The organism is Acinetobacter sp. YH12117 (assembly GCF_013418865.1).
Classification (GTDB): Bacteria; Pseudomonadota; Gammaproteobacteria; order Pseudomonadales; family Moraxellaceae; genus Acinetobacter; species Acinetobacter indicus.
In genome coordinates, this window is sequence record NZ_VPBF01000008.1 from 62,761 (window position 1) to 88,567 (window position 25,807).

General features: G+C 47.4%; 23 protein-coding genes. 7 read left to right on the forward strand and 16 right to left on the reverse strand.

Annotated features, from left to right (window positions below; genetic code table 11):
• Positions 1-75 precede the first annotated feature (75 nt).
• Together FTU55_RS04845 and ptsP are read left to right on the forward strand one after the other, a co-directional pair.
• Positions 76-558, forward strand: a complete 483-nt coding sequence (locus tag FTU55_RS04845; protein ID WP_005182032.1) for an RNA pyrophosphohydrolase — start codon at positions 76-78, stop codon at positions 556-558.
• Positions 559-643: 85 nt separating this feature from the next.
• A complete protein-coding gene (ptsP, locus tag FTU55_RS04850) occupies positions 644-2,941 on the forward strand; it encodes a phosphoenolpyruvate--protein phosphotransferase (RefSeq protein WP_005182028.1) in 2,298 nt (765 codons plus the stop codon).
• A gap of 13 nt (positions 2,942-2,954) precedes the next feature.
• Here ptsP and FTU55_RS04855 read toward each other — a convergent pair whose 3' ends face one another.
• Positions 2,955-3,134: a hypothetical protein gene (locus FTU55_RS04855; RefSeq protein WP_005182025.1), complete on the reverse strand. Its 180-nt coding sequence runs from the start codon at positions 3,132-3,134 to the stop codon at positions 2,955-2,957.
• 428 nt (positions 3,135-3,562) lie between these two features.
• Between FTU55_RS04855 and FTU55_RS04860 the strand changes: the two genes are divergently transcribed.
• Positions 3,563-4,054: a macro domain-containing protein gene (locus tag FTU55_RS04860; protein WP_016659595.1), complete on the forward strand. Its 492-nt coding sequence runs from the start codon at positions 3,563-3,565 to the stop codon at positions 4,052-4,054.
• Positions 4,055-4,205: 151 nt separating this feature from the next.
• On the opposite strand, the gene FTU55_RS04865 is transcribed toward FTU55_RS04860, so the two are convergent.
• Positions 4,206-5,858, reverse strand: a complete 1,653-nt coding sequence (locus FTU55_RS04865; RefSeq protein WP_180046334.1) for an acyl-CoA dehydrogenase family protein — start codon at positions 5,856-5,858, stop codon at positions 4,206-4,208.
• A gap of 80 nt (positions 5,859-5,938) precedes the next feature.
• Here FTU55_RS04865 and FTU55_RS04870 point away from each other — a divergent pair, with 80 nt between their 5' ends.
• Both FTU55_RS04870 and FTU55_RS04875 read left to right on the forward strand, forming a co-directional pair.
• Complete coding sequence (locus FTU55_RS04870; protein ID WP_180046336.1) at positions 5,939-6,580, forward strand: TetR/AcrR family transcriptional regulator; 642 nt, start codon at positions 5,939-5,941, stop codon at positions 6,578-6,580.
• Positions 6,581-6,878: 298 nt separating this feature from the next.
• Positions 6,879-8,399, forward strand: coding sequence for a catalase (locus FTU55_RS04875; protein ID WP_180046338.1), 1,521 nt, complete (start codon positions 6,879-6,881; stop codon positions 8,397-8,399).
• Positions 8,400-8,468: 69 nt separating this feature from the next.
• On the opposite strand, the gene FTU55_RS04880 is transcribed toward FTU55_RS04875, so the two are convergent.
• The 8 genes from FTU55_RS04880 to hcaE all read right to left on the reverse strand — a co-directional run bounded on the left by FTU55_RS04880 (position 8,469) and on the right by hcaE (position 16,214).
• Complete coding sequence (locus tag FTU55_RS04880; RefSeq protein WP_005182011.1) at positions 8,469-9,518, reverse strand: MBL fold metallo-hydrolase; 1,050 nt, start codon at positions 9,516-9,518, stop codon at positions 8,469-8,471.
• 183 nt (positions 9,519-9,701) lie between these two features.
• The gene (locus tag FTU55_RS04885; RefSeq protein WP_016659599.1) at positions 9,702-10,610 is read right to left on the reverse strand and encodes a DMT family transporter; all 909 of its coding nucleotides are present in this window, start codon (positions 10,608-10,610) and stop codon (positions 9,702-9,704) included.
• Between the two features lie 310 nt (positions 10,611-10,920).
• Positions 10,921-12,150 (reverse strand): 3-phenylpropionate/cinnamic acid dioxygenase ferredoxin--NAD(+) reductase subunit, encoded by a 1,230-nt coding sequence (gene hcaD, locus FTU55_RS04890; RefSeq protein WP_180046340.1) that lies wholly within the window; start codon positions 12,148-12,150, stop codon positions 10,921-10,923.
• A gap of 4 nt (positions 12,151-12,154) precedes the next feature.
• On the reverse strand, positions 12,155-13,120 hold the full coding sequence (locus FTU55_RS04895; RefSeq protein ID WP_005182005.1) for a 3-carboxyethylcatechol 2,3-dioxygenase: 966 nt from the start codon (positions 13,118-13,120) through the stop codon (positions 12,155-12,157).
• Between the two features lie 67 nt (positions 13,121-13,187).
• The gene (gene hcaB, locus FTU55_RS04900) at positions 13,188-14,003 is read right to left on the reverse strand and encodes a 3-phenylpropionate-dihydrodiol/cinnamic acid-dihydrodiol dehydrogenase (RefSeq protein ID WP_168408474.1); all 816 of its coding nucleotides are present in this window, start codon (positions 14,001-14,003) and stop codon (positions 13,188-13,190) included.
• Positions 14,004-14,005: 2 nt separating this feature from the next.
• Entirely contained in the window at positions 14,006-14,332 is a 327-nt protein-coding gene (gene hcaC / locus FTU55_RS04905) for a 3-phenylpropionate/cinnamic acid dioxygenase ferredoxin subunit (RefSeq protein ID WP_005181999.1), read from the reverse strand.
• Positions 14,332-14,850: a 3-phenylpropionate/cinnamic acid dioxygenase subunit beta gene (gene hcaF, locus FTU55_RS04910; protein WP_005181997.1), complete on the reverse strand. Its 519-nt coding sequence runs from the start codon at positions 14,848-14,850 to the stop codon at positions 14,332-14,334. The genes hcaC and hcaF overlap by 1 nt, the downstream gene beginning before the upstream one ends.
• Positions 14,847-16,214: a 3-phenylpropionate/cinnamic acid dioxygenase subunit alpha gene (hcaE, locus tag FTU55_RS04915; protein WP_180046342.1), complete on the reverse strand. Its 1,368-nt coding sequence runs from the start codon at positions 16,212-16,214 to the stop codon at positions 14,847-14,849. The genes hcaF and hcaE overlap by 4 nt, the downstream gene beginning before the upstream one ends.
• 281 nt (positions 16,215-16,495) lie before the next feature.
• Here hcaE and hcaR point away from each other — a divergent pair, with 281 nt between their 5' ends.
• Positions 16,496-17,395, forward strand: a complete 900-nt coding sequence (gene hcaR, locus FTU55_RS04920) for a DNA-binding transcriptional regulator HcaR (protein ID WP_180046344.1) — start codon at positions 16,496-16,498, stop codon at positions 17,393-17,395.
• 306 nt (positions 17,396-17,701) lie between these two features.
• Complete coding sequence (locus FTU55_RS04925; RefSeq protein ID WP_180046346.1) at positions 17,702-18,379, forward strand: DUF1345 domain-containing protein; 678 nt, start codon at positions 17,702-17,704, stop codon at positions 18,377-18,379.
• A gap of 75 nt (positions 18,380-18,454) precedes the next feature.
• On the opposite strand, the gene FTU55_RS04930 is transcribed toward FTU55_RS04925, so the two are convergent.
• The 6 genes from FTU55_RS04930 to FTU55_RS04955 all read right to left on the reverse strand — a co-directional run bounded on the left by FTU55_RS04930 (position 18,455) and on the right by FTU55_RS04955 (position 25,427).
• The gene (locus tag FTU55_RS04930) at positions 18,455-19,315 is read right to left on the reverse strand and encodes an alpha/beta fold hydrolase (protein ID WP_005181976.1); all 861 of its coding nucleotides are present in this window, start codon (positions 19,313-19,315) and stop codon (positions 18,455-18,457) included.
• Positions 19,316-19,597: 282 nt separating this feature from the next.
• The gene (locus FTU55_RS04935) at positions 19,598-20,869 is read right to left on the reverse strand and encodes an OprD family outer membrane porin (protein ID WP_180046348.1); all 1,272 of its coding nucleotides are present in this window, start codon (positions 20,867-20,869) and stop codon (positions 19,598-19,600) included.
• 590 nt (positions 20,870-21,459) lie between these two features.
• A complete protein-coding gene (gene dmpG, locus FTU55_RS04940) occupies positions 21,460-22,479 on the reverse strand; it encodes a 4-hydroxy-2-oxovalerate aldolase (protein ID WP_005181971.1) in 1,020 nt (339 codons plus the stop codon).
• Positions 22,480-22,490: 11 nt separating this feature from the next.
• Entirely contained in the window at positions 22,491-23,387 is an 897-nt protein-coding gene (locus FTU55_RS04945) for an acetaldehyde dehydrogenase (acetylating) (protein ID WP_005181969.1), read from the reverse strand.
• A gap of 36 nt (positions 23,388-23,423) precedes the next feature.
• Positions 23,424-24,221 (reverse strand): 2-keto-4-pentenoate hydratase, encoded by a 798-nt coding sequence (locus FTU55_RS04950; RefSeq protein WP_005181967.1) that lies wholly within the window; start codon positions 24,219-24,221, stop codon positions 23,424-23,426.
• 537 nt (positions 24,222-24,758) lie between these two features.
• The gene (locus FTU55_RS04955; protein ID WP_180046349.1) at positions 24,759-25,427 is read right to left on the reverse strand and encodes an HAD-IA family hydrolase; all 669 of its coding nucleotides are present in this window, start codon (positions 25,425-25,427) and stop codon (positions 24,759-24,761) included.
• Positions 25,428-25,807: the final 380 nt, after the last annotated feature.

A 25,807-nucleotide genomic window follows, 5' to 3' on the forward strand; every position in this document is an offset into this window, starting at 1 on the left:
TTTTTTTCGTGTTGGATACAGAAATAAAAATCCCCGGAAGCAAAGGCATAATTTACAGAATATTTAGGTAGCCAAATGATCGACTCAGAAGGTTTCCGACCCAATGTCGGGATCATTTTGGCAAACGACTTTGGACAGGTTTTATGGGCAAAACGCATTGGACACAATGCATGGCAATTTCCACAAGGAGGTATCCAGCATGGAGAAACCCCTGAGCAGGCACTTTATCGTGAGCTGAGAGAAGAAGTTGGCTTACTGCCCGAACACGTTCAAATTATCGCACAAACGAAAGGTTGGCTGCGTTACCGTTTGCCGCACCGTTACATCCGGCCCGATTCCGATCCGGTATGTATTGGTCAAAAACAGAAATGGTTTTTACTCAAACTCACGGCCTCGGCCCAGTTGATTCAGCTCAACCTGTCCGATCCGCCCGAGTTTGATCAATGGCAGTGGGTCAGTTACTGGTACCCACTGGGTCAGGTCGTGAATTTTAAACGCGATGTGTACCGCAAGGCGATGGTGGAATTATGTCATCAATTGCCATCTAAGAAAGCCTGAAAAAAGCTGTATGATCATGCAGATTTTTTAAACGACTCTTGCTATAAAGAGAACAGAACTGGAACGCTGATTTGGAGCAGACTTTATGTCGAATATGCAACTGGATACCCTAAGACGCATTGTGCAGGAAATTAATGCGTCCACCAGTTTGCATGAATCGCTCGACATTATGGTCAATCAGGTTGCTGAAGCCATGCATGTCGATGTCTGCTCTATTTACCTGCTTGATGAGCGCAACCAGCGTTATCTGCTGATGGCCTCTAAGGGTTTGAATCCGGAAGCGGTCGGCCACGTGTCCCTACATACCGGTGAAGGTCTGGTGGGGCTGGTCGGCCAGCGCGAAGAAATCGTCAACCTGGATGATGCACCCAAACATGAACGCTTCCTGTATTTACCGGAAACCGGCGAAGAAATTTATAATTCCTTCCTCGGCGTGCCGGTCATGTACCGTCGTAAGGTCATGGGCGTACTGGTGGTGCAGAACAAGGAATGTCAGGACTTTAGCGAAGCGGCTGAATCCTTTCTGGTCACGCTCTGCGCCCAGCTCTCTGGCGTGATTGCGCATGCGCATGCTGTTGGCAATATTGATGTCTTTCGTAAACCCAGCAATCTGCCGGCCTACAAAACCTTCCAGGGCGTTTCCGGCTCGGGCGGGATTGCGCTTGGCCGCGCGGTCATTCTCTATCCACCAGCAGATTTGGCCGCGGTACCCGACCGTGAAGCCGATGACATCAGCGAAGAACTGAAACTGCTCGACACTGCGCTGGATGCCGTGCGTCAGGAAATTCAGGCGCTGGATGACAAAATGCAGGATGCGCTGATGGCCGAAGAACGCGCCCTGTTTAGCGTGTTCCTGCGTATGCTGGATGAAAATGCCCTGCCGGCGGAAATTAAAGAACTGATTCGGGATGGCAATTGGGCACAAGGTGCGGTGCGGATTGTCATTGACAGCCACATTGCCCAGTTTGCCCAGATGGAAGATGACTACCTGCGTGAACGGGTTTCCGACTTAAAAGATCTCGGCCGGCGTATTCTGGCCTATTTGCAGGAAGCCGATGCCAGCCACCGCGAACTGACCGATGAAAGTATTCTGATTGGTGAAGAAATCTCGACCGCGGCACTGGTGGAATTACCGGTCGATAAAATTGCCGCAATTGTCACCACCGAAGGCGCCATGAACTCACATATGGTGATTGTCGCGCGCGCACTGGGTATTCCAACCGTGGTCGGGGTGACTGAACTGCCGATCAACACCCTCGATGACGTAGAAATGATTGTCGATGCGCATCAGGGCCGGGTGTTTATTAATCCGCCACGGCGTTTACGCACCCGCTATAAAGAAATTCAGAAAGAAGAAGAACTGATTGCCAAAGACCTGAAACAGTATGAAACCAAGGACGCCGTTACCCCAGACGGCGTGACGGTCAAACTGTATGTCAATACCGGTCTGATGATTGATGTGGTACGCGGGGTACAACGTGGTGCCAAAGGGGTCGGCCTATACCGCTCTGAAATTCCGTTTATGCTGCGGGATCGTTTCCCGGGCGAAGAAGAACAGCGTGCCATTTACCGCCAGCAGCTGAGCCACTTTGCCAATAAACCGGTGGTAATGCGTACCCTGGATATTGGCGCAGACAAAGACCTGCCGTATTTCTCGATTGAAGAAGAAAACTCGGCACTAGGCTGGCGCGGGATTCGCTTCACCCTCGATCATCCGGAAATTTTTTCTTCGCAAATTCGCGCCATGCTCAAAGCCAGCATTGGCTTGAACAATCTGCACATCCTGCTGCCAATGGTCACCAGCGTCAATGAAGTCGAAGAAGCGCTGTATCTGCTGGATCGTGACTGGCATGCGGTACAGGAAGAAGAACAGGTCAAGATCAACAAGCCGCGTATCGGGATTATGGTAGAAGTGCCCAGTGTGCTGCTACAGATTGATGAATTTGCCGAACTGGTCGATTTCTTCTCGGTCGGCTCCAATGACCTGACCCAGTATCTGCTGGCGGTAGACCGTAATAATCCACGCGTGGCCAACGTCTATTCGCATTTTCACCCGTCGGTGCTGCGCGCGCTGACCCGTCTGGTCAAGGAATGTCACAAGTACGATAAACCGGTCAGCATTTGTGGTGAAATGGCCGGTGATCCGCTATCTGCGGTGCTGTTGATGGCGATGGGCTTTAATACCCTGTCGATGAGTTCGAGTAACATTCTGCGCGTGCGTAAAGCGATTTGCCATGTGCCGATGAGCGAAGCACAGGAGCAGCTGGAACGGGTGCTGAAAATGAATAATTCGCTGATGGTGAAAAGCTGGATGGAATATTATTTTAAAACCCATGGTCTGGGCGATATGGTCAAGGCCTCTACCCGGATTGTTGGCGCTTAAGCCATATTTTGATTTAAATCAGACAGAATGAATAAGGGCGATAATCATCAGAATATCGCCCTTGTTTGTGTTTGCTATAGCCGCGTTTGGCATTCTTTTTCCGGTCGACAAAAACCTGGCTCTTGTTGACCTCATGCATATATTTGGCCACGAAGTTATGCTGAATCACTTCTGGCTGTTTTTTCTTTGCCATCACTTTATCCTTCCAGTTCATGATTTGAATGCAGGTGTTCCTGCGCTGTATTGATGGGTACATTTGCGCAAAATTCAAGCGCATTTTAGCCTTAAAACTGCGTTTTGCTTCCCGTCGACATCCCTTTGGAATGGGGAGTCAATCATACATTTTTTTGGACAATTCAGCAGCAATTTTGCGACAGTCATGTAACAATAAAAGAAACGGTATAGAAAAATTTTGCAGTGTTTTTCTGAACATTCTTCAGTCAAAAAATGAAAGTAGATTCAGCTGCTCCGCCCCTATAATTATACCACAAAATCTTATATTTTTTATTATTTTGCAAAGACTTAGCAGTTATATAGCACGCTAGAAAAAACTTCCTGATAGGCTAAGATGAAGCTAGAAGATCAATTCAAACAGCCTCTTCCAAAACAGGAGTTCACAGCATGATTTATGAAGTTTCTGGAGATATTTTATTGAGCCAAGCCCGTGCCATTGCCCACGGTGTTGCCCCAAATGATAACTTTGCCACCGGACTGGCTTTAAGTCTGCGCGAACACTGGCCGGCGCTGTATAAAGACTTCCGTAACTATTGCCATATTTACCATCCTAAAGCGGGTGAACAATGGACCTGGGTCAATGCCGAAGGTCAGCGCATCATTAATCTGATGACTCAGGAAGCGGCCTATGACAACGGTTCCAAGCCGGGTAAAGCATCGACAGAATACGTCAACCGCACCCTGAAAAATCTGAAACAGCTGGTTGAAGCCGAGAATATTGAAAGTCTGGCGCTGCCACGTCTGGCCACCGGTGTCGGCGGTCTGGATTGGGAAGAAGTCCGCCCGCTGATTTACAAGCATTTAGAAGACCTGAATATTCCGGTTTATATCTACACCCTGTACCAGAAAGGGGTGAAAGCAGACGAACCGGCGCATTAAGCCAAGCTCGTTTGATCGTTAGCGTGAGACTGATGCCGGGATCACACGGCTGCGCAACTGCAGACCGCCATGCATCCAGTCCGATTTCCCCGCTTGGCTGAAGTCAAGAGGGGAATTTTTCTATCAGGATACGCTCTATCACGCGTGATGTTTAAACCGCCAGCGCACGTTCTAACAGCCGGGCAACATCGACCTGGGCCGGGTCTAACATGCCCACCACCTGACCATGCAGGGTCTGATAACGGCTCTGGATAAAGGCCTGTGCCACAAAATCAGGTGCATGCTGGTTTAAGATGACCGCTTGTGCCAGCAGCACCAAACGGCTTACCAGCGTACGTGCCATAAACTGCAAGGCTTGTGGGTCTGTCTGCTGGAACAGCTGCATCAGCGCCTGTAATTCCTGCTGTAACAGCGGCTGCTGTTGCACACCGTCGGCCAGCGACTGCAACAGGACCTGCATGGAGGCCGGATCACGCTGTATCGCGCGTAGCACATCCAGACACATGACATTGCCCGACCCTTCCCAGATACTATTCACCGGAGCTTCTTTAAAAATACGCGCCATGATGCCAGTGTCGACATAGCCATTGCCGCCAAAGACCTCCATCATTTCGCCGCTCAGCTCGACAGTACGCTTACACACCCAGAACTTGGCAGCCGGGGTCATAATCCGCTTCCAGGCCTGCGCCAGCGGCGTATCCAACTGGTAGCACTGCGCCAGATAAAAGCCCAGCTGCACCGCGGCTTCGGTTTCCAGTGCCAGATCAGCCAGCACCGCCTGCATCAGCGGCTGTTCAGCCAGCGGCTTACCAAAGGCTTTACGCTGCCGGGTATAGGCAATACATTGCACCAGCGCCTGGCGCAACATGGCACTGCTGCCGACCACACAGGTCAGGCGGGTATAATTGGCCATTTCAATAATAGTGGGAATACCACGGCCAGCTTCGCCAATCATGATGCCCCAAGCCTCGTGAAACTCGACTTCCGAGCTGGAATTGCTGCGGTTGCCGACCTTATCTTTTAAACGCTGGATATGAATCGTGTTCTTGCGGCCATCTTCCAGCCAGCGCGGCACAAAGAAGCAGGCCAAGCCATCCTGTTCGGTTTTGGCCACCACCAAATGCGCATCACACATCGGCGCTGAGAAAAACCATTTATGCCCGGTCAGCAGATAAGGCTGGCCACGACCCGCTGCCCCCACCGGAGTGGCGATGGTTTCATTGGCGCGTACATCGGAGCCGCCCTGCTTTTCAGTCATGCCCATGCCCAGCCAGATTGATGTTTTCTGCGCCATTGGAATATCCCGCGCATCATATTCATTCGACAGCAGTTTATCGCCGAGCTGTTGCCACAGTTCAGGTTCACGCTGAATAAGCGGAATACTGCCCAGGGTCATGGAGGCAGGACACAGGTTGCCACATTCGACCTGACCACTCAGATAAAACCGCGCTGCCCAATCGAGCCAGCCAGATGCGGACTGAGGTTCAATAAAGGGATGGGCATGGGTCTGAAATTCCCGGTTCAGCGCCATCCAGTAATGCCAGGCCGGATGGAACTCGACCACATCCTGACGGCGGCCGCGAGCATCAAAGGCCTGTAACTGCGGGGTATGGCTATTGGCTAAATGGGCAGAATGATAAGCCTCTGCCGATCCGGCCTGCTGACCGAGTGCGCTAAGGCGTGCCTGATCCTGACTGCCATAGCGCTGCAAGATTTCCTGCAACACGCGGTCACTCGCAAACAGATTATAATCCTGACGTTCATCAAACTGATTCTGAATAGAATGGGTCATCCATGCCTGCATCGTTCATCGTTCCTGATTGATTATGATGATAGGCTTTCAGTATAAAGAATATTCACCCACAGCATGTTCGGTTTTCAGTCATGACCTCCCCCTCTGTACAGCTGCGGCGTAAGCCTCGCCAGTCCCGGGCCAAACAGACCCAGCAGGCCCTGCTGGACAGTGTTGTTCGGCTTTTGCAGCAGCAGTCACCCGCACAGCTGACCATCCGCGAGATTACCGAACTGGCCGGGGTCGGTCTGGGCACCTTTTATGAATACTTTGCCCAGAAAGAAGATTTGCTGGCCTGGGTAATCCACCAGCAGATTATCCAGCATGTCGAGGCGCTACGCAGTTATACCCAGCCACCGCTACAGTTATCCACAACTGGTGATATTTGCAGCGATATACAGGCCCTGCTGTGCTTTCAGCTCGACCGTATCCGCAGCGAACAGCGGCTGTGGGCCAGTGTGTTTTTACTTGAACGCAGCCTGTCGAGCGAACAGGCCTATCAAAAGCATTATCAGCTGATGCTGGACAGCTGGCAGCAGATTTTAAGCCGCTATATACCTGAAACCCACGAACGCTTGCGCTGTGCCGAAAACCTGCATCGCATCAGTTATGGCTTTATTTCACAAACCCTGTTAATCCAGCCCACATTTCAGGACTGGCCGCAACTGCAGGCCGATATTGAACTGGCCATCCAGCCATTTTTAGCCCGGCTCATCTCAACAAAATCCGACTAAAACACTCAGAAATCAAAACTTTAAGCTATCGATTATTCCTTTGAGCACTAATCGTTTTATCTATTTGAAAAAGTGTTATATTCGGTTTAAGTTAAATGAGAACCAAGTTGCATTTTTATGTTTTTTATCCATCGTCATTCTGCCCAGCCAGCTATTGCAAGGTAGATTTCAATGATAAGCTGGGTTTATTTTTTATATTGATGACTTTGATAACGGTTAATTTCATGGGATGTCACCTGCCTGGAGAATCCAGCCCGTGTCCAACGTCAGCACATGAATACAATAACGGAGAACGATAATGAGCCAAGACTTTAAAAAATGTCCGGTCACCCACCTCACCACCGATGCCGGTGCTCCGGTGGTCGATAACCAGAACAGTATGACCGCCGGTGCCCGCGGTCCATTACTTACCCAAGATTTATGGCTCAATGAAAAACTGGCGAACTTTGTTCGTGAAGTGATTCCTGAGCGTCGTATGCACGCCAAAGGTTCAGGTGCATTCGGAACCTTTACCGTGACTCACGACATTACCCAATATACCCGCGCCAAAATTTTCTCTGAAGTCGGCAAGAAAACCGAAATGTTTGCCCGCTTCTCGACGGTGGCCGGTGAGCGCGGTGCTGCCGATGCCGAACGTGATATTCGCGGTTTTGCACTAAAATTCTATACCGAAGAAGGCAACTGGGATTTAGTCGGTAACAACACACCGGTGTTCTTCTTCCGTGACCCGCGCCAGTTCCCAGACCTGAACAAAGCGGTAAAACGTGACCCGAAAACCAACGTCCGTTCCGCCAACAACAACTGGGATTTCTGGACCCTGTTACCAGAAGCGCTGCATCAGGTGACCATTGTCATGTCAGACCGCGGTATTCCAGATGGTTATCGTCATATGCATGGTTTTGGCAGCCACACCTACAGCTTCATTAATGCCAACAATGAACGTTTCTGGGTCAAATTCCATTTCCGTACCCAGCAGGGCATTAAAAACCTGACCGATGCCGAAGCCGCAGCACTGATTGGCCAGGACCGTGAAAGCAGCCAAAATGACCTGTTTAATGCAATTGAACGTGGCGATTTCCCGAAATGGACCCTATTCGTGCAGATCATGCCGGAAACCGAAGCGGAAACCGTGCCTTATCATCCGTTTGACCTGACCAAAGTCTGGCCAAAAGGTGATTATCCATTAATTGAAGTCGGTGAGTTTGAACTGAACCGTAACCCAGAAAACTATTTCCAGGATGTGGAACAGGCCGCTTTTGCACCAAGTACTCTGGTGCCGGGGATCAGCTATTCACCAGACCGTATGCTGCAAGCGCGTTTAATTAACTATGCCGATGCCGCACGTTATCGCGTGGGGGTAAACCATTCCCAGATTCCGGTAAACGCAGCCCGTTGTCCGGTCCACTCTAACCGCCGTGATGGTCAGGGCCGTATGGATGGCAACTATGGCGGCTTGCCACACTATGAGCCAAACAGCTTCCAGCAATGGCAGGAACAGCCACAGTACCGTGAACCACCACTGAAAATCCGTGGCGATGCCGATTTCTGGGATTATCGTCAAGATGACAGCGATTACTTTAGCCAGCCGCGTGCCCTGTTCAACCTGATGAATCCTGAACAGAAACAGGCGCTGTTTGACAATACTGCGCGTGCCATGGGCGATGCCTATGACTTTATCAAGTACCGTCATATCCGTAACTGCTTTATGTGTGACCCGGCCTACGGCGAAGGTGTAGCCCAAGCCTTGGGGATGACCGTGACAGATGCTCAGGCCGCTCGAGCCACCGACCCTGCGCTGGGTCAGCCAGGCGTGCTCTAAGCCTCTACACAGAGAGTTCAAGCCATAAAAAAACCACCTTCGGGTGGTTTTTTGTTGCAGGATTTAAACTTAAACAATCAGCTTCTTGCCTTCGCGAATGCAATAAAACGGATTCATCAGTTTTGAGGATTTACGCATGGCATTTTGCAAATCGACTTCCGGCTGTTCACGGCCTTCATCGGTGAGCTGGAAGGTACGGTAATGAATGGCCAGCGAACATTTGGAATGCAGGTCTTTATGCGCCTGAAAAGCATCTTCCGGATTCATGTGCATATAGCGCATCAGGTCCCGTGGCTCATAGGCACCAATCGGTAATAGTGCAATCCGCGGTGCGCCAATACGGGCATGGATTTCCTTAAAATGCGAGGAATAACCGGTATCTCCGGCAAAGAAGCAGTGATCTTCACCATGCAGAATCGAGAAGCCACCCCAGAGGGCACTGTTCTGGTCGCGCATACCACGGCCTGAACCATGCTGCGCCGGAATATAGACCAGTTTTAATTCATTAAATAGCGCCGATTGCCACCAGTCCATTTCCACCACATGAAAGTTTTTTGGCAAATACCAGCTGTTGCCCAGTCCGGTATAAATTGGCATGGCAAAACGGGCATGTAACCAGCGCAGGGTGGCCAGATCCATGTGGTCATAATGGTTATGGCTCAACAGCACCGCATGAATGGTCGGTAACTCTTCCAGGGCAATTCCAGCCGGGCAAATCCGTTTCGGACCTCTGCCCTGCTGCGGTCCGGCATATTCACACCAGACCGGATCGGTCAGGAAATTATAGGGGCCAATCTGAATCAGAACGGTAGCATGCCCTACAAACCAGATCTGCCAGTCATCCAGGCTGGCATTCGGACGTTCCTGCGGAATCGGACGCTTGCCTTCAGCGGGCTGCTCTGGTGTGTTTTCTGCGGTCCAGCTATTGCGTTTACGCTGTAACAGCCATTTCAGCAAATCACTGCGGCTACGCCCTTCGGGTGCCGGCACCGGATTGAAAAACTGGGCACCGTTATAATGCCGGGAAGGTAAAAACTGCAAAGCAGGCTGACGCCAGGCGTGTGACCAACATGTTTCGGTTGGTAGCTGAAAATGCTTAGGTTCCGCGTTTTGATTCATGTCAGTCCGATAAAAATTGAAGCACGTAGAGCAAATCCTGTGATTTATTAAGTCTTCATTACACAGGACAGCAAGTGCCGATGCAATATGCATAGTATCCAAAATTGTGGAATATTTTGTTTTATGTTTTTGTTGTTTTTAGCAAAAGCCAAAACAGCAGGAAGCGCATGGCTTCCTGTGCTGTCACCATTTAGAAAAATACTGACGCTGCCAGTCTTTCCAGAAATACATCACAATGCCCAGCATCACCACCGCAATCCCGGCCACCGCATGTGCACTGATATGCTCATGATTCAGGGTCGCTCCGAGTACCAGTGCAATAATCGGGGTCATCACATTGCTTAAAGAGACAGTGGACGCAGCCAGACGGCGAATCAGCCAGAAATAACACAGCATCGCCACAATCGAAGACATGATCATGGTAAACAAAAAGCCAATCATGGTTTGCATGCCCGGCCATTCGGTTGGCATATGTGACCAGATGAATGGCAACATCAGCATTGAACCCAGTGCCGAGACCAGCAAGGAACCGGTGGCCTGTGACATCGGACTCAGTGGTGCATTAATCTGCTTGACCCAGAAAATCGAGCTGATATACGACACCATGCTAATTAACATCAGCACAATCCCAATCGGGTTGATCTTGCTGTCTGCCGAGTCGGCAAAGACATAACTCAGCCCGGCCACCGCCACCGCCATGCCCAGCCATTGCAGGGCCACCAGTTTCTGGGTTTTTAAAATCACATGGCCAATTAAACCGGCAATAAGCGGGGAAAAACCAAAAATCAGCGCCATTAAACCCGAAGTCAGGTAATTGGCTGCCAGATAAATAAACAGCTGCGCACCAATCAGGTTCAGGCTGCCCGCCACATAACTTTTGAGTGAGGTTTCATCCAGCGGCAACGGATCACGCATCAGTTTCAGTAAAAACAGCGCAATCAGCGAAGCCCCGAAATAGCGGATAATCAGCACCCACATGGGATGGACTTCTTCCACACTCCACACAATCGCCAGCGGCGTGGTGGCCCAGATCAGCACCAGCAAGGCATAGATACTTGCGGTAACGATCATGGGAGATGAGTTTGAACTCATAGACAACTCAACTAAATTTGAAAACCATAAAATGAAAGCATCTTTATTCAAACCCATCTTGAAATAATGAGGATGACGACCTGAATGTCACCACGGAACGAAGAGACGCCCAAACAATGAAAAGAGTTTTGCCCTGCGAACTCAAAAATAAATTTTGAGGATTCTTATCAGCTTTAAAAAGTAAGACCTACCGACACAAAGTCATGTACAAATCACCATGCACATTGCGCTCATGTCTCAACAAGAAAATAAAACAGCCATAAAAAAGCAGACCAAAGTTACCCAAGGTCTGCCCTGCCGTATCGCCGGATTATTTTACCAGCTTACGAAGATCCTGACTCAGATCGAGATATTTGTCAGCCTCAAAAGCCGCCTGTTTGCTGATCAGCTTTTTCAGGTGACGCATGTCTTTGGCTGCATTCACGGTAATCCCGCCAACGATCACGCCATCGGTGACACCAAACAATACGAATGATGATTCAGCACGCAGTTCAGGTTTAATCTCGCCACGCACATGCCATTCAGCCGCTGCCATATCACCAACAAACTGATAGTTGATGTCCAGCTGATCGGTCCAGAACCAGGCCGGGTTTGCCGCTGGATGTTCAACGCCCATCACGTGACGCGCGAAGATACCGGCTTGCAGGTTGGCATTTTCCCAGGTTTCAACGCGGCGGTGGTTACCACAGTCACGCAGTTGCGTGGCCACGTCACCCGCTGCATAAATATCCGGATTTGAAGTCTGGCAATTTTCATTGACCTTAACCGCAAAGTCCGCATCCAGACCGGCTTCAACGGCCAGCTGTGCATTCGGGATAATCCCGATGCCATAGACCACAGCATCTGCACGCAGCTCTTCACCGCCTTCCAGTGTTACCACAATTTCTTCGCCATCCAGCTTGCATTCTGCAATCTGGGTCGACAGGCGTACATCAACACCGGCCAATTGTTGCTGCTGCAGCAGGAACTCGCTCAGGATGCGTGGTGATGAACGACCCATCACCATTGGACCCATTTCAATCACGGTCACTTCACATTCTTTAAAACGTGCGCTTGATGCAAGCTCCAGACCGATCACACCACCACCAATCAGGATGATACGGCGGCCCGGCTGTAATACCGGCACCAGCGCTTGTGAATCTTCCAGGTTACGCAGGGTGTACACGTGTTTACCCAGCGCATCGAAGTTGGGTAAACGACGCGCTGCACCACCGGTGGCCAGCAGTAACTTGTCATAAGCAACGACATCACCGTTTTGCAGTTCAACCGTTTTTGCCTCGGCATTGATTTTGGCCACACCGTTACCACGGATGGTTTCAACGCCCAGTTCCGCCAGTTTTTCTTCTGACAGAATTTCGATTTTGGTTTCGGCTGGTTTGAGAATCACATCTTTAGACAAAGGCGGACGCTCATACGGCAAATGGGTTTCATCCCCGATCAGGGTGATTTTGCCTTCGTATTTGTTGCCACGTAATTCCAGAATTGCTCTGGCACCGGCCTGACCTGCACCGACAATCACGATGCTGTTTACATTGCTCATTCAGTTAACCTTTTAATTCTGCAGAAACGATACCGAAACCGGCAATCCACTCGCTGATTTCTTCATAGCAGTGGGTGGTCATGTCATATTCGCCCAGCTCATGCAATGCAGCAAATGCCGCCATCCATGAACGGACTTCCTGACCGCCACGGCCGCCATCACGACGGATTTCCGCTTCAGTCATGGCTTCCAGTGCTGCGAAATCTGCCTGCTTGAATTTCTCCAGCAAGGCAATATCCCATTCCGCATTCAGCGGAACCGCTACCGAGGTATCCCCCGCGGCCAGCTTCTGACCCACGGCAATAATTTTTGCCTGACGGGCTTCACGTGCTTCCGGCGTCGGGTTGCGACCGGCAATCAGGAATTCTTCCACTTCTGGTGGTACCGAACCCATTTGCGGTGTAGGTGGATCGTGAGACAGACCACCCGTACCCAGAACCAGTACGCGTTCGTTTTCAAGATTCAGTGACTTAATAAACTGACCGACCGCACGACCTAAAGCAATGGTACGTTTGGTGGTTGGCATTGGCGCAGCTGCACCATTAATGAAAACTGGAATGGTAGGATAACGATCGAGCTGACCACCACACAGGAAATGTAATGGCTGGGTCACACCGTGGTCGGCCTGCATACGATACGAATAGGCCACATCCACGCCTTCATCAAGGACACGGCGAACCAGATTGAGTGCAGTTTCTTCAGGCACATCAATCTTGTTGTTGTCTTTACCATAGTCCCAGTCACCTGCTGCAGTGGCACGAATACCCACACAGAAACTTGGCATCAGGTCATAGAAGAAACCATTGAAATGGTCTGGACCAAAGGTAATGATCAGGGTTGGATCGTAGGCTTTGACTTCCGCAGACAGTTTTTCAAACGCCTGACGAACAGCTTGTTCTTTGCGTTGTTCTTGCGGAGTGGCAAACTCCATTAAAGGACTGTGCGATGCACAAATAAGTTTAACGGCCATGTGTGACTCCTAAACGGAAGGCAGCCAAAAGGCTGCCGGGTTAGTCCATTATGTTTTAAGGCGTGAATTACTCGTCAAAGAAACCGGCACGTGGTTGACGTAAACCACGAATGCCCAAGCCACATTCCGCGTTAATCAGCACGCCGGTCAGTGGACGGTTATTTTGACGTGAAGCCAGCAGCACATATGAACCGGTCATATCTTCTGGTTCTGGCAAGAAGTTCAGTGGCATACCACGGGCAATTTTCTCAGGATCACGTGCATCGAGCAGGCCAACATTTTCCTGACCGAGTGATGCCGCACCTTTGATATTCACATTCATGGCAGACGGTGCCACGGCATTAACACGAACTTTTGGCGCTAATTCATAGGCCAGTTCTTTCATGATGCCTACACCAGCATGTTTGGATGCGGTATAAACAGGACCACCGCCCGATGAATACAGCGCAGAGTTCGATAAAGTGAAGATGATTGAACCTTCTGACTTGATCAGCTCGTCTAGCGCTGCTTTGGCACCCAGAATCAGCGACTTGGTATTAATGCCCATGATTTCATTAAAGGCTTTATCCAGTTGCTCACCCGAGGTGTTAACGATATCGGCATAGTGATCCCAGATACCGGCATTACCCACAAAACAGTCAAGCTTGCCAAAACGCTCAACGGTCGCTTGAACAGCACGGACATTGTCTTCATAGTTGGCAACATCACCAGCGATTGCAAGAATTCGGTCACCAAAGTGTTCCTGTAAAGCATCAACTTTAGACTGAGAACGCTGAAGAACGGCCACCTGTGCTCCTTCTTCCAAAAAACGCTCAACCAAAGCCCAGCCTAAACCTGAACCACCACCAGTGATGAGTGCAACTTCGCCTTTTAGCCAACCCATGATTACTCTCCTGCCATCTCTACGTATAACGCGCCATCTTCAACAATCACTGGGAATGTCTGGATTGGATCTGTTGCTGGCAAGCATAGTGCTTGACCAGTTTTCAAACAGAAACGTGCAGAGTGCAGCGGACATTCAACTGTACCGTCATCTTCCAGATAACCTTCAGACATCGATGCATTACCATGTGAACAGCGATCATTCATTGCGAAGAATTCACCGCCATTGTTGAATACTGCCAGCGCATCGATACCGTTTACGCCGCAGTCCACTTTCAATGCTTCGCCTTCGTCAAGCTCGTCAACTTGGCAAACAAAAATCTTATTCATTAGAAGAACACACTCAGGTTATGTGAGTTATAGGTAACTTGGTCAAGCGTGATCTTACGGTTGAAGATCTGGAAGCCTAAGCCGCCTTCAACTTTACGGATCTTGTCATGACGCTTACCACAGTAAATCGTAACGTCTTTCTCTTTTTGGGTACGGTACAGTAAATAAGTCACGTACACATCGTATTCGCCTTCTACTTCAGACGCTTCAACAATCACGTTAGACACCATGTGAGTCGTACGTGATGGAGGCTCTTCTGCCCAGGCCATACCGGTTTCAAGACGGGCAACACGACGTTCCAACAGATCTTTCGTATCGTTGAACACCCAAGTCGTCGGTGGTTCAACCGAACGACGACGGTCACGGGTTTGTGCGTTTGGTGTGGTACGTAGCGTATAAGAAATATCTTCAGCTAGCGTGTCTAACCACTCGCGGAATTTCCAGTCATCAAGAAGCTTGGCTTCTTGATACAGGAACTGACTGATCTGGTGATGAAGTTCTAAGCTGATTTGACTCATTTCATAAGCTCCTTCTCGTATTCGTCAGCCGCTTTTTCAACGTCTTCCCATTTTTCATGGATCAATAAATCTGCCCAGCGACGGTACATACCGCGTGCTGCAGTTTCAGAGAAAATGTAGTTGGTGATGCCCGGGATACCATCTTCACGTACTTTCTCGTTGCCTTTACCCATCTCAACGATCAATTTGTTTTGACGTGCTTTATAACCACGTAAAACTTTCTGAATCTCGATCCAGTTCTCAGAGTCATCTTGCTCCAGGAAGCCGGCAGGACCGAATGCACGCGTTGCAGAGCGTTCAAACGCTTCTTTCACTTCTTGAGACGCTTCAGCATCGGCAATACAGAATGCCCAAACTTCAGTTTTGTTTGGACCACGTGGGTGCCATACGCGAAGTGTTGCAGTACCGTTCAACCAAGACAGTGTCGGGAACATGGTGTTGTGACCTGCAAGACGCAGCGCACGTACTTCACCTAGACGCTCTTTTACTTCTTCATACGTTTCGCGGAAGTAGTTGGCCACTTCACCGTCAACCCAAACGTTTGCATCTGGTTTCTCTGTGAAGAAGAAGCCTGAACCGTGACCACGTGAACCGTATTGCAGTGCATCTTTTGCAGTTTCCCAAACTGGACGAGCCGTTTGAGCAGCACCTAATTTCTTGGTTGATTCGTCGTCTGGTTTCGCGCCAAGTACCTGAATCGCAGATGCGTGAGAGAACAGGGCGTGGTATTGGTCAGATGCAAACTGTTCAGCTGCAAATTTCCAGTTACACTCGATTTCCCACTTGTGTACACCACCCACAATCACAGTACCGCCTTCACGACGATCGACAACGCCGTCCAGGTACCAAGCGATATCGCCCATGTATTCTTCTAGATCTGGAGTCGTTTCATCCCAGCATCCGAAAATCAGGCCTTTGTATGATTTAACACGGTTAACTTCTACCAGACCCCATTGCTCTTTACATGCACCATGTGGGTAAGCACGATCTTCAAGCGGGATGTCTTTTAGAGAACCATCAATACCGTATGACCAGCCGTGGTATGGGCAAGTGAACGCACGTGTATTACCACAGTCTGCGAAGCTTACGCGCATAGAACGGTGACGGCATTGGTTTAAGAATGCTTTGATTGAGCCATCTTTTTGGCGTGCCACGATGATTGGATCTTCACCCATGTAGGTATTGAAGAAATCGCCAGCCTTAGGAATTTGGCTTTCATGGCAAAGGAATAACCATGTACGACCGAAGACACGTTCAAGTTCTAATTCGTAAATGTCAGGATCTGTATAGATAGATGGCGTGATACGTCCATTTTGTGCATCGACTAAAGCGTCGATTTCGCGCACATCAATTTTTCCACTCATGAAAAGCTCTCCTGTGACCAGTTATGGCACAAAGTAATAGACTCAACTTTGCATGGATAATGATTTTTTAGCGGGGTTTAGTGAAATATTTTTTTTGTTTTAATTAAGATATTTTATCAATTACTTATCGCTTATTTCTCTTTATTAAAGCATTAATAAAATTTGAAAGCCTATTTATTTCCTAAATGGCAGAATAATCTTCACCTAATAGTTGATTATAGATTATACTCTTAAGACATGATAGTTAGACATTTTTTGAATTAATCTTTTGGAATGGGTTTATGGAATTACGTCACCTTCGCTATTTCATTACCGTGGCTGAAGAACTGAACTTCAGTAAGGCTGCCTTGAAGCTCTACACAGCCCAGCCTTCTTTAAGTCAACAGATTAAAGACCTCGAAGAAGACGTTGGCGTAAAACTGTTACACCGGACCAAACGTAAGGTCGAACTGACAGAAGAAGGCGCAGTGTTTCTGGAACAGGCGCGCTTGACCCTGGCGCAGGCCGACAAAGCCGTGGCCATGGCGCGTCAGGTGTCCCAGGCCAAACAGCAGATGCTACGCATTGGCTTTGTACCGGTCGCGGAAATGAAGATTTTCCCGTATGTGTTGCCGAATCTGCGCGTACAGAACCCGGATCTGAAAATTGAATTGCTCAGTATGAACAACAATGATCAGATGAAAGCCATTAAAAAAGGTGAACTGGACATCACCTTTACCCGTCACAACTTTAACAGTGATGAAATTGAAAGCCAGTTCGTGCTGCGTGAACCGCTGATTTTCATTTTGCCGAAAGACCATCCGCTGGCAAAATACGAACGAATTCCAGTTAAAGCACTGAATGGTATAGATTTTATTATCCCATCAGCAGAGCAATCTCTTACCCTTCACAACACCATTTTAGATTTTGCCAAAGCTAATAATATTGAATTTAATATCGTGCAAAAAGCCGATAACATCTTGTTTAACATCAACTCTATTGGTATTGGTCTAGGTTGTACGATCCTTCCAGGCTATATTACACCACTGACCATGAACAACACCATCATCCGTCCGCTGGATATCGAACTGCCTTATCTGGACCTGTATGTCAGTTACCGCAAAAACAGCAACTCGCCATCGGTCGACAAGTTTATGGAACTGCTGACCCGGGTGTTTTACCTGGATATTAACCGCGATTAAGCCGCGCTTTGGCTGACTGCCTGTAAGCATCATTATTTCGAGACTAAATAATGGTGCTTTTTTTATGGCCAATTTGCTGGCTTTTTAATCAGATTAGACTTAAGTCGCAGGATTTTTTGCACCATTTTTTATCATTTTTGCACTTTTACGACTTTTTCTCTGCTAGCCGCGCAGATTTATTTTCAGCCGTAAACTACAACTTAAGTCTAATAAGCTAGACTACAGTGAAGTGCCGCTATGTTCTGCCCCTGAAGCAGGATGCTAGGCATGCTTTTATCTGTCATGGGCCAGATCAAAGGAATAAGAATGATAAAAACACCGTTTAGCCATATTAAAACCGGGATGCAGTCTCATCCTTATTTTTTTATCAGTTTTCTGATCACCACGGTGCTGTACGGTATTTTTCAGTGCTTGAGCCCGTGGACCTGGTCGACCTGCCTGCTCATCAGCTGGAATATTGCCGTGTCCGGCTATCTGCTCTTTACCCTGCTGAATTTCTGGCACAGTGATCATCAGCATATTCTGCAATGCGCCCAGCAGCAGGATGCCAGTAAATGGCTGATTCTGTTACTGCTGTTTCTAACCCTGGTGATGTGTTTTATTGCGATTATTGTCGAGATCAACTTATTTGCCCAAACCGACTTTGCACGCATGGGGCATTTTCTGCTGGCGATTACCACTATTTTATGTGCCTGGCTGTTTATGCATACCATTTTTGCGATTCACTATGCGCATGACTATTATCTGGCGCTGCAACAGCATCAGGCAGGTGGTCTGGAGTTTCCGAAAACCCCTTATCCGACCTATCCGGATTTTCTCTATTTTAGTTATGTGATTGGCACGTCGGCACAAACCGCCGATGTCACCATCAGCTCACGCGCGATGCGTATCCTGAATACGCTGCATATTGTGCTGGCCTATATGTTTAACACCACCATTCTGGCGATTTGTATTAATCTGGTGGCCAGCTTTATTCAACACTAAACCGGTTGAGCCAGAAATTCCGCCCATAAAAAAAGGATGGCCTGTCACCATCCTTTTTTCGCTTTTATCACCGACTTATTTTACGCCGTGCGCCGCCAGGTAGTTTTTAATAACTGTGTTGAACTCATCGGCTTTTTCAACTTGTGACCAGTGCCCACACTGGCTGAAGATGTGTGCATCTGCATTTGGCACCACATTCAGGATGTCCCAGGTACGGGATACTGGAATCACCACGTCTTGAGTACCATGAATCAGAAGTACAGGTACGGTGATGTCTTTCATTTTTTCGAAGTCTAACGGGAATTCGAAACGGTCACGGTCACGCGCACCCACCACATCCATTAAACGGTCAGATGCATAGTCATTTGCAGCCGAGTCAAAACGGACTTTCACCAGTTCGTCTGTAATCAGGTCTTTGTTCACCACGAACATAGACAGTGTCTTACGGATCCCTTCTTCAGTCAGTACTGGGTTCGCGTGCGCTTTCAGTGCCGCAGTTTGCTTGGCACCACCGGTACCCATAGACACGATACCCAGAACGCGCTCTGGATAATCCAGTGCCAATTGAAATGCCAACCAGCCACCTAAAGAGTTACCCACCAACCAGGTTTTCTCGATACCTAAAGCATCTAAGGTACGGATTGCGTGATCAACCCAGGCACGGATCCCGTATTGGGTACCCGGTGCAACAACGGTTTGACCATAACCAATGGTATCAATCGCGATACAACGTGCCTGTTCACCAATTTGTGGCAGGTTTAACCACCAGTTGGCCGCTGCAGATACACCCGTACCTGAACCGTGCAAGAACAGAATTGGCGTACCTTCACCAATTTCATGGTAATGGGTGAGTTCGCCTTCTGCGGTTTCAATCCATTTATCTTCTAAGCCAAAGAATGAATCTGTTGTATAGTCAGGGATTTGGACAGTGCTCATACTTACTCCTCATACAGTCTTTAGCTTGCGTTTCCCTCAATCTTGGAAGGTCTGGACGTCAAGTGACTCGTTGAACATGCGTTTTCTATAGGCTTATATTAACCGCTCCTGCGCTTTCAACTGATACAAAATTACGATTTTAAGCTACAAAAAAACGATTATTTAAGCCATTGTTTTTAAACATTTTAGTTAATTTTAAATCCTTATTTTTATTAGGACTTTCATCTGTTTTTATATAAAAAAGAGCAGCTGGAGGTGCAGCTGCTCTTTGATCTTGACCAATTAGAATGTATAGGTATAGGTCGTCGCGATACGGTGTTCTTCTAGATCGTTACCACCTGAGATATTGTCATAGTTGGTATCAATAAACATGTAGTTGAAACCTAAACCTTTTAGCTTACCTTCTGGTACCACATAGTTCACAATCAGGTTGTTTTCATTTTCTTTGCCACGCGGTTCGCCTGCACCATTATCGACATCCCAACCACGGAAATGACGTGCAGTTGCGGTTAAACCTGGTACACCCACATCAGCAAAGTTATAGGTATAACCCAAGCTCCATGATTTTTCATCTTTACGGATAAAGCTTGCCACCGACCAGTTGTCTAGATAAGGCTGTGGTACCCAACCACCCAATGTCGGGAACATTGGCGCTTTGTTACCATGCTCTCCAAACATTTGCTGGTAGCCTAATTGTACTGTGTGCATACCATGGTTGATTTTTGCACCTGCAGACACGGCCTGGCTGTCAATCTTGCCATACAGCTGGTCACCTGACTCGCTATTGTCAAAATAACGTACATGAGTGTCTAACTTGGTGTTTTCAGCCAAGGTGGTTTTATAGTTTACAGCGGCATAATGCTGTTGGTAGATGTTGGTGACATCTGCATACCAGTAACTACCCCCCACTTTTGGGGTGAATTGATGATCAATCCCGGCAATATACATACCGTCATCTGTACTGACTGCTGTCGCAAAGTTGTTTTGCGGAAATAAGCTCAGGTCATGATATTGATTTTCATAACGTGCATTAATGCCATCAATATAAGCCAGAGTTAACTTGGTATCTTTCAGGTCCTTAGACTCTAACCAGGCACCATTATAAGTAGTCAGTAATTGGCGAGATGGATCAAAGAATACCACTGGTGACATTGGTAATAGATCACCAACCTTCAACTCAGTTTCAGATACCTTAACTTTTAAGGTTGCACCAACTTTACCAAAATGATCTTTAGATTCTTTGCCATCGTGAGGTAACACCCAATCCGGATTTTGATCACGGCCGTTGAGTTTAACTGCATGTTGAACCAGTACATCTGCTCCAATTTGCACGCCACCACCAATATCATGATAACCCGACTTGGCATCCAAAGTTACCGCCTGTGACCATGAACCAAAGTTCAATTCTGGTTTATCTTGATACTGACGATCTAAATAGAAATTTTTAAATTTAAGTTGAACATTGCTGTCATCAATAAAATCTGCATATGTAGCAGAAGTTCCTAAAGTTGCTGTCGCAGCAAGCATTGCTATCCATAATTTTTGACGACGCATGGTAAATTTTCCCATTCAGCAGATAAAAACAATGCCGTCATCATGCGTAAGCATAATCAAATAGAAAATCCGACCACAGTATTAAACATTTATCGGTTTGGGCATTTTTTTGATTTCACAGCGCTTTTTTTATTTTTTTAAGATATTTCAGCAATCATTTCCCTGCTAAATACTCTCCACCCTAAAAATATAAACATCTGTTATTCATATTATTTTTCACTGTATTTTTTATTTATTTTGAGTTTTTAAGCTTTATTTATTGGTTTTAACATTAACACTTTAACTAATAGCTTTTAACTATCAGTATTATTTATAAAAAATTTAATATTTAAAATAATTCAGCTTTTCCTCGAATTTAAATTAATCGGTTTTCTACTCCCCCTTTTTCCATCCTTTTAAAATAAATCCCGGCTGATCATTTAACAGATTTTTTATATAAAAATAAGATGCGTTTTAAATACATTGATCTGTGTGATTTTAAATCCGGATTTATTTTTAAAGTGTGATATTAAGCAACTCAATCACACCAATAAAAAAAGCACCCCAAATATATTGGAGTGCTTTGCTTAAGCCAGTTTTAAAATTAAAACTTAAGCTTGCATTTCACGTGCTTTAGACATGGTCAACGCCAAGTCTTCAATCATGTCTTCCTGACCACCGACTGTACCACGGCGACCCAGTTCCATCAGGATTTCACGCGCAGACACGCCATATTTCGCTTCAGCGCGTTTTGCAAACAACAGGAATGAAGAGTAAACACCCGCATAACCTAAAGTTGCCGCATCACGGTCTGCACGAATTGGGTTGTGCATCATTGGAATCACAAGGTCTTCAGCAACGTCTTGTACTTTGAACAGGTCAACGCCTGTATCCATACCCATACGGTTCGCTACAGCAATGAACAATTCAAGTGGTGTGTTACCCGCACCCGCACCAAGACCTGCAGAGGCCAAGTCCACACGTACTGCACCTGCTTCAACCGCAGCAACCGTATTCGATACACCCATACCTAAGTTGTGGTGACCGTGGAAACCGAGTTCGATGCTTGGATCTAAGTGTTGACGTAAGTGACCTACACGATCTTTCACGTCTTGAGGAAGCATGTAACCTGCTGAGTCTGTGACATAAATACAGTTTGCACCGTAAGACACCATCTTCTGTGCTTCTTCTAAAAGACGCTCAGGAGAAGCCATGTGAGCCAGCATTAAGAAGCCCACGGTGTCCATGTCGAGTTTACGAGCAGCAGTGATGTGCTGTTCAGAACAGTCCGCTTCTGTACAGTGTGTTGCAACACGAATCGTCGATACACCAATTTCATGCGCCATTTTCAAATGGTCAACTGTACCGATACCAGGAAGAAGCAGTGCAGACACTTTCGCATTCTTCATACGTGGCACAACAGCAGACAGGTATTCTTCATCTGTTGCAGCAGCAAAACCGTAGTTCACTGATGAACCGCCCAGGCCGTCACCGTGGGTCACTTCAATTAAAGGTACGCCGGCATCATCTAGCGCTGTTGAAATGGCAATCATTTGCTCAACAGTGGTTTGATGGCGCTGCGGGTGCATACCATCACGTAAAGTCATATCATGAACAATAATCTTAGACATGAGGTTGCTCCTTAAGCTTCAGCAGTGTTGAAAACGTGTTCAGCAAACATTTCTGCAGTACGTGCAGCTGCTGCTGTCATGATGTCGAGGTTACCTGCATATTTCGGCAAGAAGTCACCTAAACCTTCGACTTCTAAGAAGATCGAAACACGGTTACCGTCAAAAATAGGACCATTTACCAGTTTGTAACCTGGTACATATTTTTGCACTTCTTTAATCATCGCATGCACAGATTCAGTAATCGCTGCTTGATCTGGCTCACCTTCAACGAGACAGTGAACAGTATCACGCATCATCAGTGGTGGCTCAGCTGGGTTAATGATGATGATCGCTTTACCTTGTTTCGCGCCGCCCACTTTTTCAATTGCACCCGCAGTGGTACGAGTAAATTCATCGATGTTTTTACGTGTACCCGGACCAACTGATTTCGTCGATACCGTTGCAATGATTTCGCCATATTCAACAGGTTGAACGCGAGAAACTGCAGCAACCATTGGAATGGTTGCCTGACCACCACACGTTACCATGTTAACGTTTGGTACTTCGCCAGCCGCAAGCAATGCTTCAAGATTCACTGGTGGTACACAGAATGGACCAATCGCCGCAGGTGTTAAGTCAATCATCAATACGCCAAGTTCATTGAGCTTGCGGCTGTTTTCTGCGTGTACGTATGCAGACGTTGCATCGAATGCAATTTTGATGTCATCTTCGATTACGTGAGGAAGAAGACCATCTACACCTTCAGCCGTGGTTTTTAAACCCATTTTCGCCGCACGCGCCAGACCTTCAGATGTAGGGTCAATACCCACCATCCATACTGGCTCTAACCATTCGCTACGTTGTAATTTGTAAAGCAAATCAGTACCGATGTTACCTGGACCGATCATTGCACATTTAATCTTTTTCATGAATGTACTCTCTTAAAATTCTGATCAGGTTGGGGCTTATTCAGCAGCGAATGCCGCTGTAACTGAACCAAAGCCTTCAATTTCAACTTTGAATTCATCGCCTGGTTGCGCCACAACCATTGGCCCTAATGCACCTGTTAAGATGATGTCGCCTTTTAACAATGGACGACCACGGCGTACCATTTCATCTGCCAGCCAGACTGCAGCATTCAGCGGGTTGGCTAAACAGGCTTTACCCACACCTTGAGAAACCACTTCTTCACCGCGGGTCATGACCATCTTGCAGTTCACAAGATCCAGGTTTTCCAGTTTTACCGGTTGAGAACCCAGTACAAACGCCGCTGAAGATGCGTTGTCTGCCACGGTGTCAATCAGGCTGATTTTCCAGTTTTCAATACGGCTATCCACCACTTCTACTGCTGGCAGTGCGTAGTCAGTTGCACTGATAATGTCAGCATAGGTGTGTTTTTCTTTGGTCAAATCTTCTTTAATGACCAGTGCAATTTCTGCTTCAACTTTCGGTTGAATCAGCAAACCTGCAGGAATGGCTTCACCATCACCATAGGCCATATCTGCAAACAACATACCGAAATCTGGCTGATCAACACCCAGTTGTGCCTGAACTACCTTCGAGGTCAAACCAATTTTGCGACCTACTAAACGGCGGCCTTCTTTCAACGCGCGTTCGGTATTTACTTCTTGAACTGCGTACGCGATATCTACATCAGCAGATTCACCGCCTAATTGTGGGCGAATCGGTGCAATCGCAGTTTGTGATAATTCAGCATCTCTTAACGCTTGAGCAACTGATGCAACAACAGCAGAATTCGACATCAATGTTTCCTTAAACTGCAAAAATTGGGCTTATGCTGTTGACTAGATTTTTCGGCATGCAGCTGAACATCGGCCGATATAGGGGGGACTGATCAGAGCGGCAACAGGCTGTTGCTACCGATCTCTAGCAAACGCGCATAGATATAAACTGATTTAGAATCGGAAAAATGGACTTTTTATGCCAATACTTATTTTATTTTTTACAATAGCTAGAACCTATAACACAGCCACAACTCAACCGGCACGAAGCCTCTGATAGCTATAGATTTCCGAGTATTTCTATCCACTTTTTAAGGAAATCTGGATGAGAAGTTTCAGCGCTTAAGGCTTCGGTATTAGACGATTTTATCAGCAGCTTTTAGAGGCAATAAGGCTGCACAGTGTTCATACAGCCTACAGAACAGAAAAAGAAAGACGAAACTTTGCAATCACGCAACATGCCCAGGCAGAGATCAATATAAGAAGGAAGAAAATAAGCTCTTGAATAAAAGAAGAAGCGGCAAGAGGTTCACTTCTTCTGAAAAGATGCTCTCCCGCCTAGATGGCCTGTTTCATTTGCACCTGCTGTAACAGGAACTGATGCAGGCTGCTGACATCCCCGGCAATTTTTAGCGGTTGAAACAGCTGTAACACTTCGACCGTATGTACCCCATAGCTGACACCCACACGCGGCATGGCAATGGCCTGTGCCATTTCCAGATCATAAGAGGTATCGCCCACCATAATCGCCTGCTCAGGGCGCACTCCGGTTTCTGCCAGAATTTCTTCTAACATTAAGGGATGCGGTTTAGAGCGGGTTTCACTGGCGGCACGGGTCGCAGCAAACAGATCCATACTTTGGGTTTGCTGCAGCACACGATCTAGACCCTTACGGCTTTTACCGGTAGCCACCGCGAGTTTTACCCCTGCGTCCTGTAAATCATTCAGCATTGCTGCCACACCGTCAAACCAGACATCAGTTTTGGAGTTGGCCACATAGTGTTCGGAATAGCACTGCAAAATCTCGCCATGCAATTCCGGTACCATCGGGAACAAACGCTGCGCCACTTCAGGCAGACCCAAACCGATAATACTTTTGGCCGCGTCATCGGTTAAGGGTTGCTGGAACTGCTGTGCAGCGAACTGCAAACTCGCCACAATTTGACCGACTGAATCAAACAAGGTGCCATCCCAGTCGAAAATGATGAGTTCTACAGCTGTATTCATATATGGTTTCCTCGATTTGATTCGGTTTAAATCCACCCCGACCCTCCTTTAAAAAAGGAGGGAGAGCTTCATTAGAAAATAACTTTTATTGCAAGATCACAACAGATATTAATTACCCAACGGCGACATCCATGTCGCCTTTCGCACATTTCGGATGCAGATATCATTTACTATCGCAACGCTCCCTCTCCTGAACGAGTTTAAAGCACTGCTTTAAACGACGTGCAAGAAGGAGACTTGCGCAGCAGTGCTGCTTGTATCTTGATTGATATAGTGATTAGCTACCACTATACGCAAATTGTAGAGTTTGGAGTGCTGCTAAAATCTTAAATTTGAACCTGAGATAAAACCTACAATTTGCCCTTATCCCTCATACAACT

Excerpts from the sequence above, each read along its gene's own strand:
- FTU55_RS04845 (WP_005182032.1), top strand. The coding sequence starts at position 76 with ATGATCGACTCAGAAGGTTTCCGACCCAATGTCGGGATCATTTTGGCA.
- ptsP (WP_005182028.1), top strand. The coding sequence starts at position 644 with ATGTCGAATATGCAACTGGATACCCTAAGACGCATTGTGCAGGAAATT.
- FTU55_RS04855 (WP_005182025.1), bottom strand. The coding sequence starts at position 3,134 with ATGGCAAAGAAAAAACAGCCAGAAGTGATTCAGCATAACTTCGTGGCC.
- FTU55_RS04860 (WP_016659595.1), top strand. The coding sequence starts at position 3,563 with ATGATTTATGAAGTTTCTGGAGATATTTTATTGAGCCAAGCCCGTGCC.
- FTU55_RS04865 (WP_180046334.1), bottom strand. The coding sequence starts at position 5,858 with ATGCAGGCATGGATGACCCATTCTATTCAGAATCAGTTTGATGAACGT.
- FTU55_RS04870 (WP_180046336.1), top strand. The coding sequence starts at position 5,939 with ATGACCTCCCCCTCTGTACAGCTGCGGCGTAAGCCTCGCCAGTCCCGG.
- FTU55_RS04875 (WP_180046338.1), top strand. The coding sequence starts at position 6,879 with ATGAGCCAAGACTTTAAAAAATGTCCGGTCACCCACCTCACCACCGAT.
- FTU55_RS04880 (WP_005182011.1), bottom strand. The coding sequence starts at position 9,518 with ATGAATCAAAACGCGGAACCTAAGCATTTTCAGCTACCAACCGAAACA.
- FTU55_RS04885 (WP_016659599.1), bottom strand. The coding sequence starts at position 10,610 with ATGAGTTCAAACTCATCTCCCATGATCGTTACCGCAAGTATCTATGCC.
- hcaD (WP_180046340.1), bottom strand. The coding sequence starts at position 12,150 with ATGAGCAATGTAAACAGCATCGTGATTGTCGGTGCAGGTCAGGCCGGT.
- FTU55_RS04895 (WP_005182005.1), bottom strand. The coding sequence starts at position 13,120 with ATGGCCGTTAAACTTATTTGTGCATCGCACAGTCCTTTAATGGAGTTT.
- hcaB (WP_168408474.1), bottom strand. The coding sequence starts at position 14,003 with ATGGGTTGGCTAAAAGGCGAAGTTGCACTCATCACTGGTGGTGGTTCA.
- hcaC (WP_005181999.1), bottom strand. The coding sequence starts at position 14,332 with ATGAATAAGATTTTTGTTTGCCAAGTTGACGAGCTTGACGAAGGCGAA.
- hcaF (WP_005181997.1), bottom strand. The coding sequence starts at position 14,850 with ATGAGTCAAATCAGCTTAGAACTTCATCACCAGATCAGTCAGTTCCTG.
- hcaE (WP_180046342.1), bottom strand. The coding sequence starts at position 16,214 with ATGAGTGGAAAAATTGATGTGCGCGAAATCGACGCTTTAGTCGATGCA.
- hcaR (WP_180046344.1), top strand. The coding sequence starts at position 16,496 with ATGGAATTACGTCACCTTCGCTATTTCATTACCGTGGCTGAAGAACTG.
- FTU55_RS04925 (WP_180046346.1), top strand. The coding sequence starts at position 17,702 with ATGATAAAAACACCGTTTAGCCATATTAAAACCGGGATGCAGTCTCAT.
- FTU55_RS04930 (WP_005181976.1), bottom strand. The coding sequence starts at position 19,315 with ATGAGCACTGTCCAAATCCCTGACTATACAACAGATTCATTCTTTGGC.
- FTU55_RS04935 (WP_180046348.1), bottom strand. The coding sequence starts at position 20,869 with ATGCGTCGTCAAAAATTATGGATAGCAATGCTTGCTGCGACAGCAACT.
- dmpG (WP_005181971.1), bottom strand. The coding sequence starts at position 22,479 with ATGTCTAAGATTATTGTTCATGATATGACTTTACGTGATGGTATGCAC.
- FTU55_RS04945 (WP_005181969.1), bottom strand. The coding sequence starts at position 23,387 with ATGAAAAAGATTAAATGTGCAATGATCGGTCCAGGTAACATCGGTACT.
- FTU55_RS04950 (WP_005181967.1), bottom strand. The coding sequence starts at position 24,221 with ATGTCGAATTCTGCTGTTGTTGCATCAGTTGCTCAAGCGTTAAGAGAT.
- FTU55_RS04955 (WP_180046349.1), bottom strand. The coding sequence starts at position 25,427 with ATGAATACAGCTGTAGAACTCATCATTTTCGACTGGGATGGCACCTTG.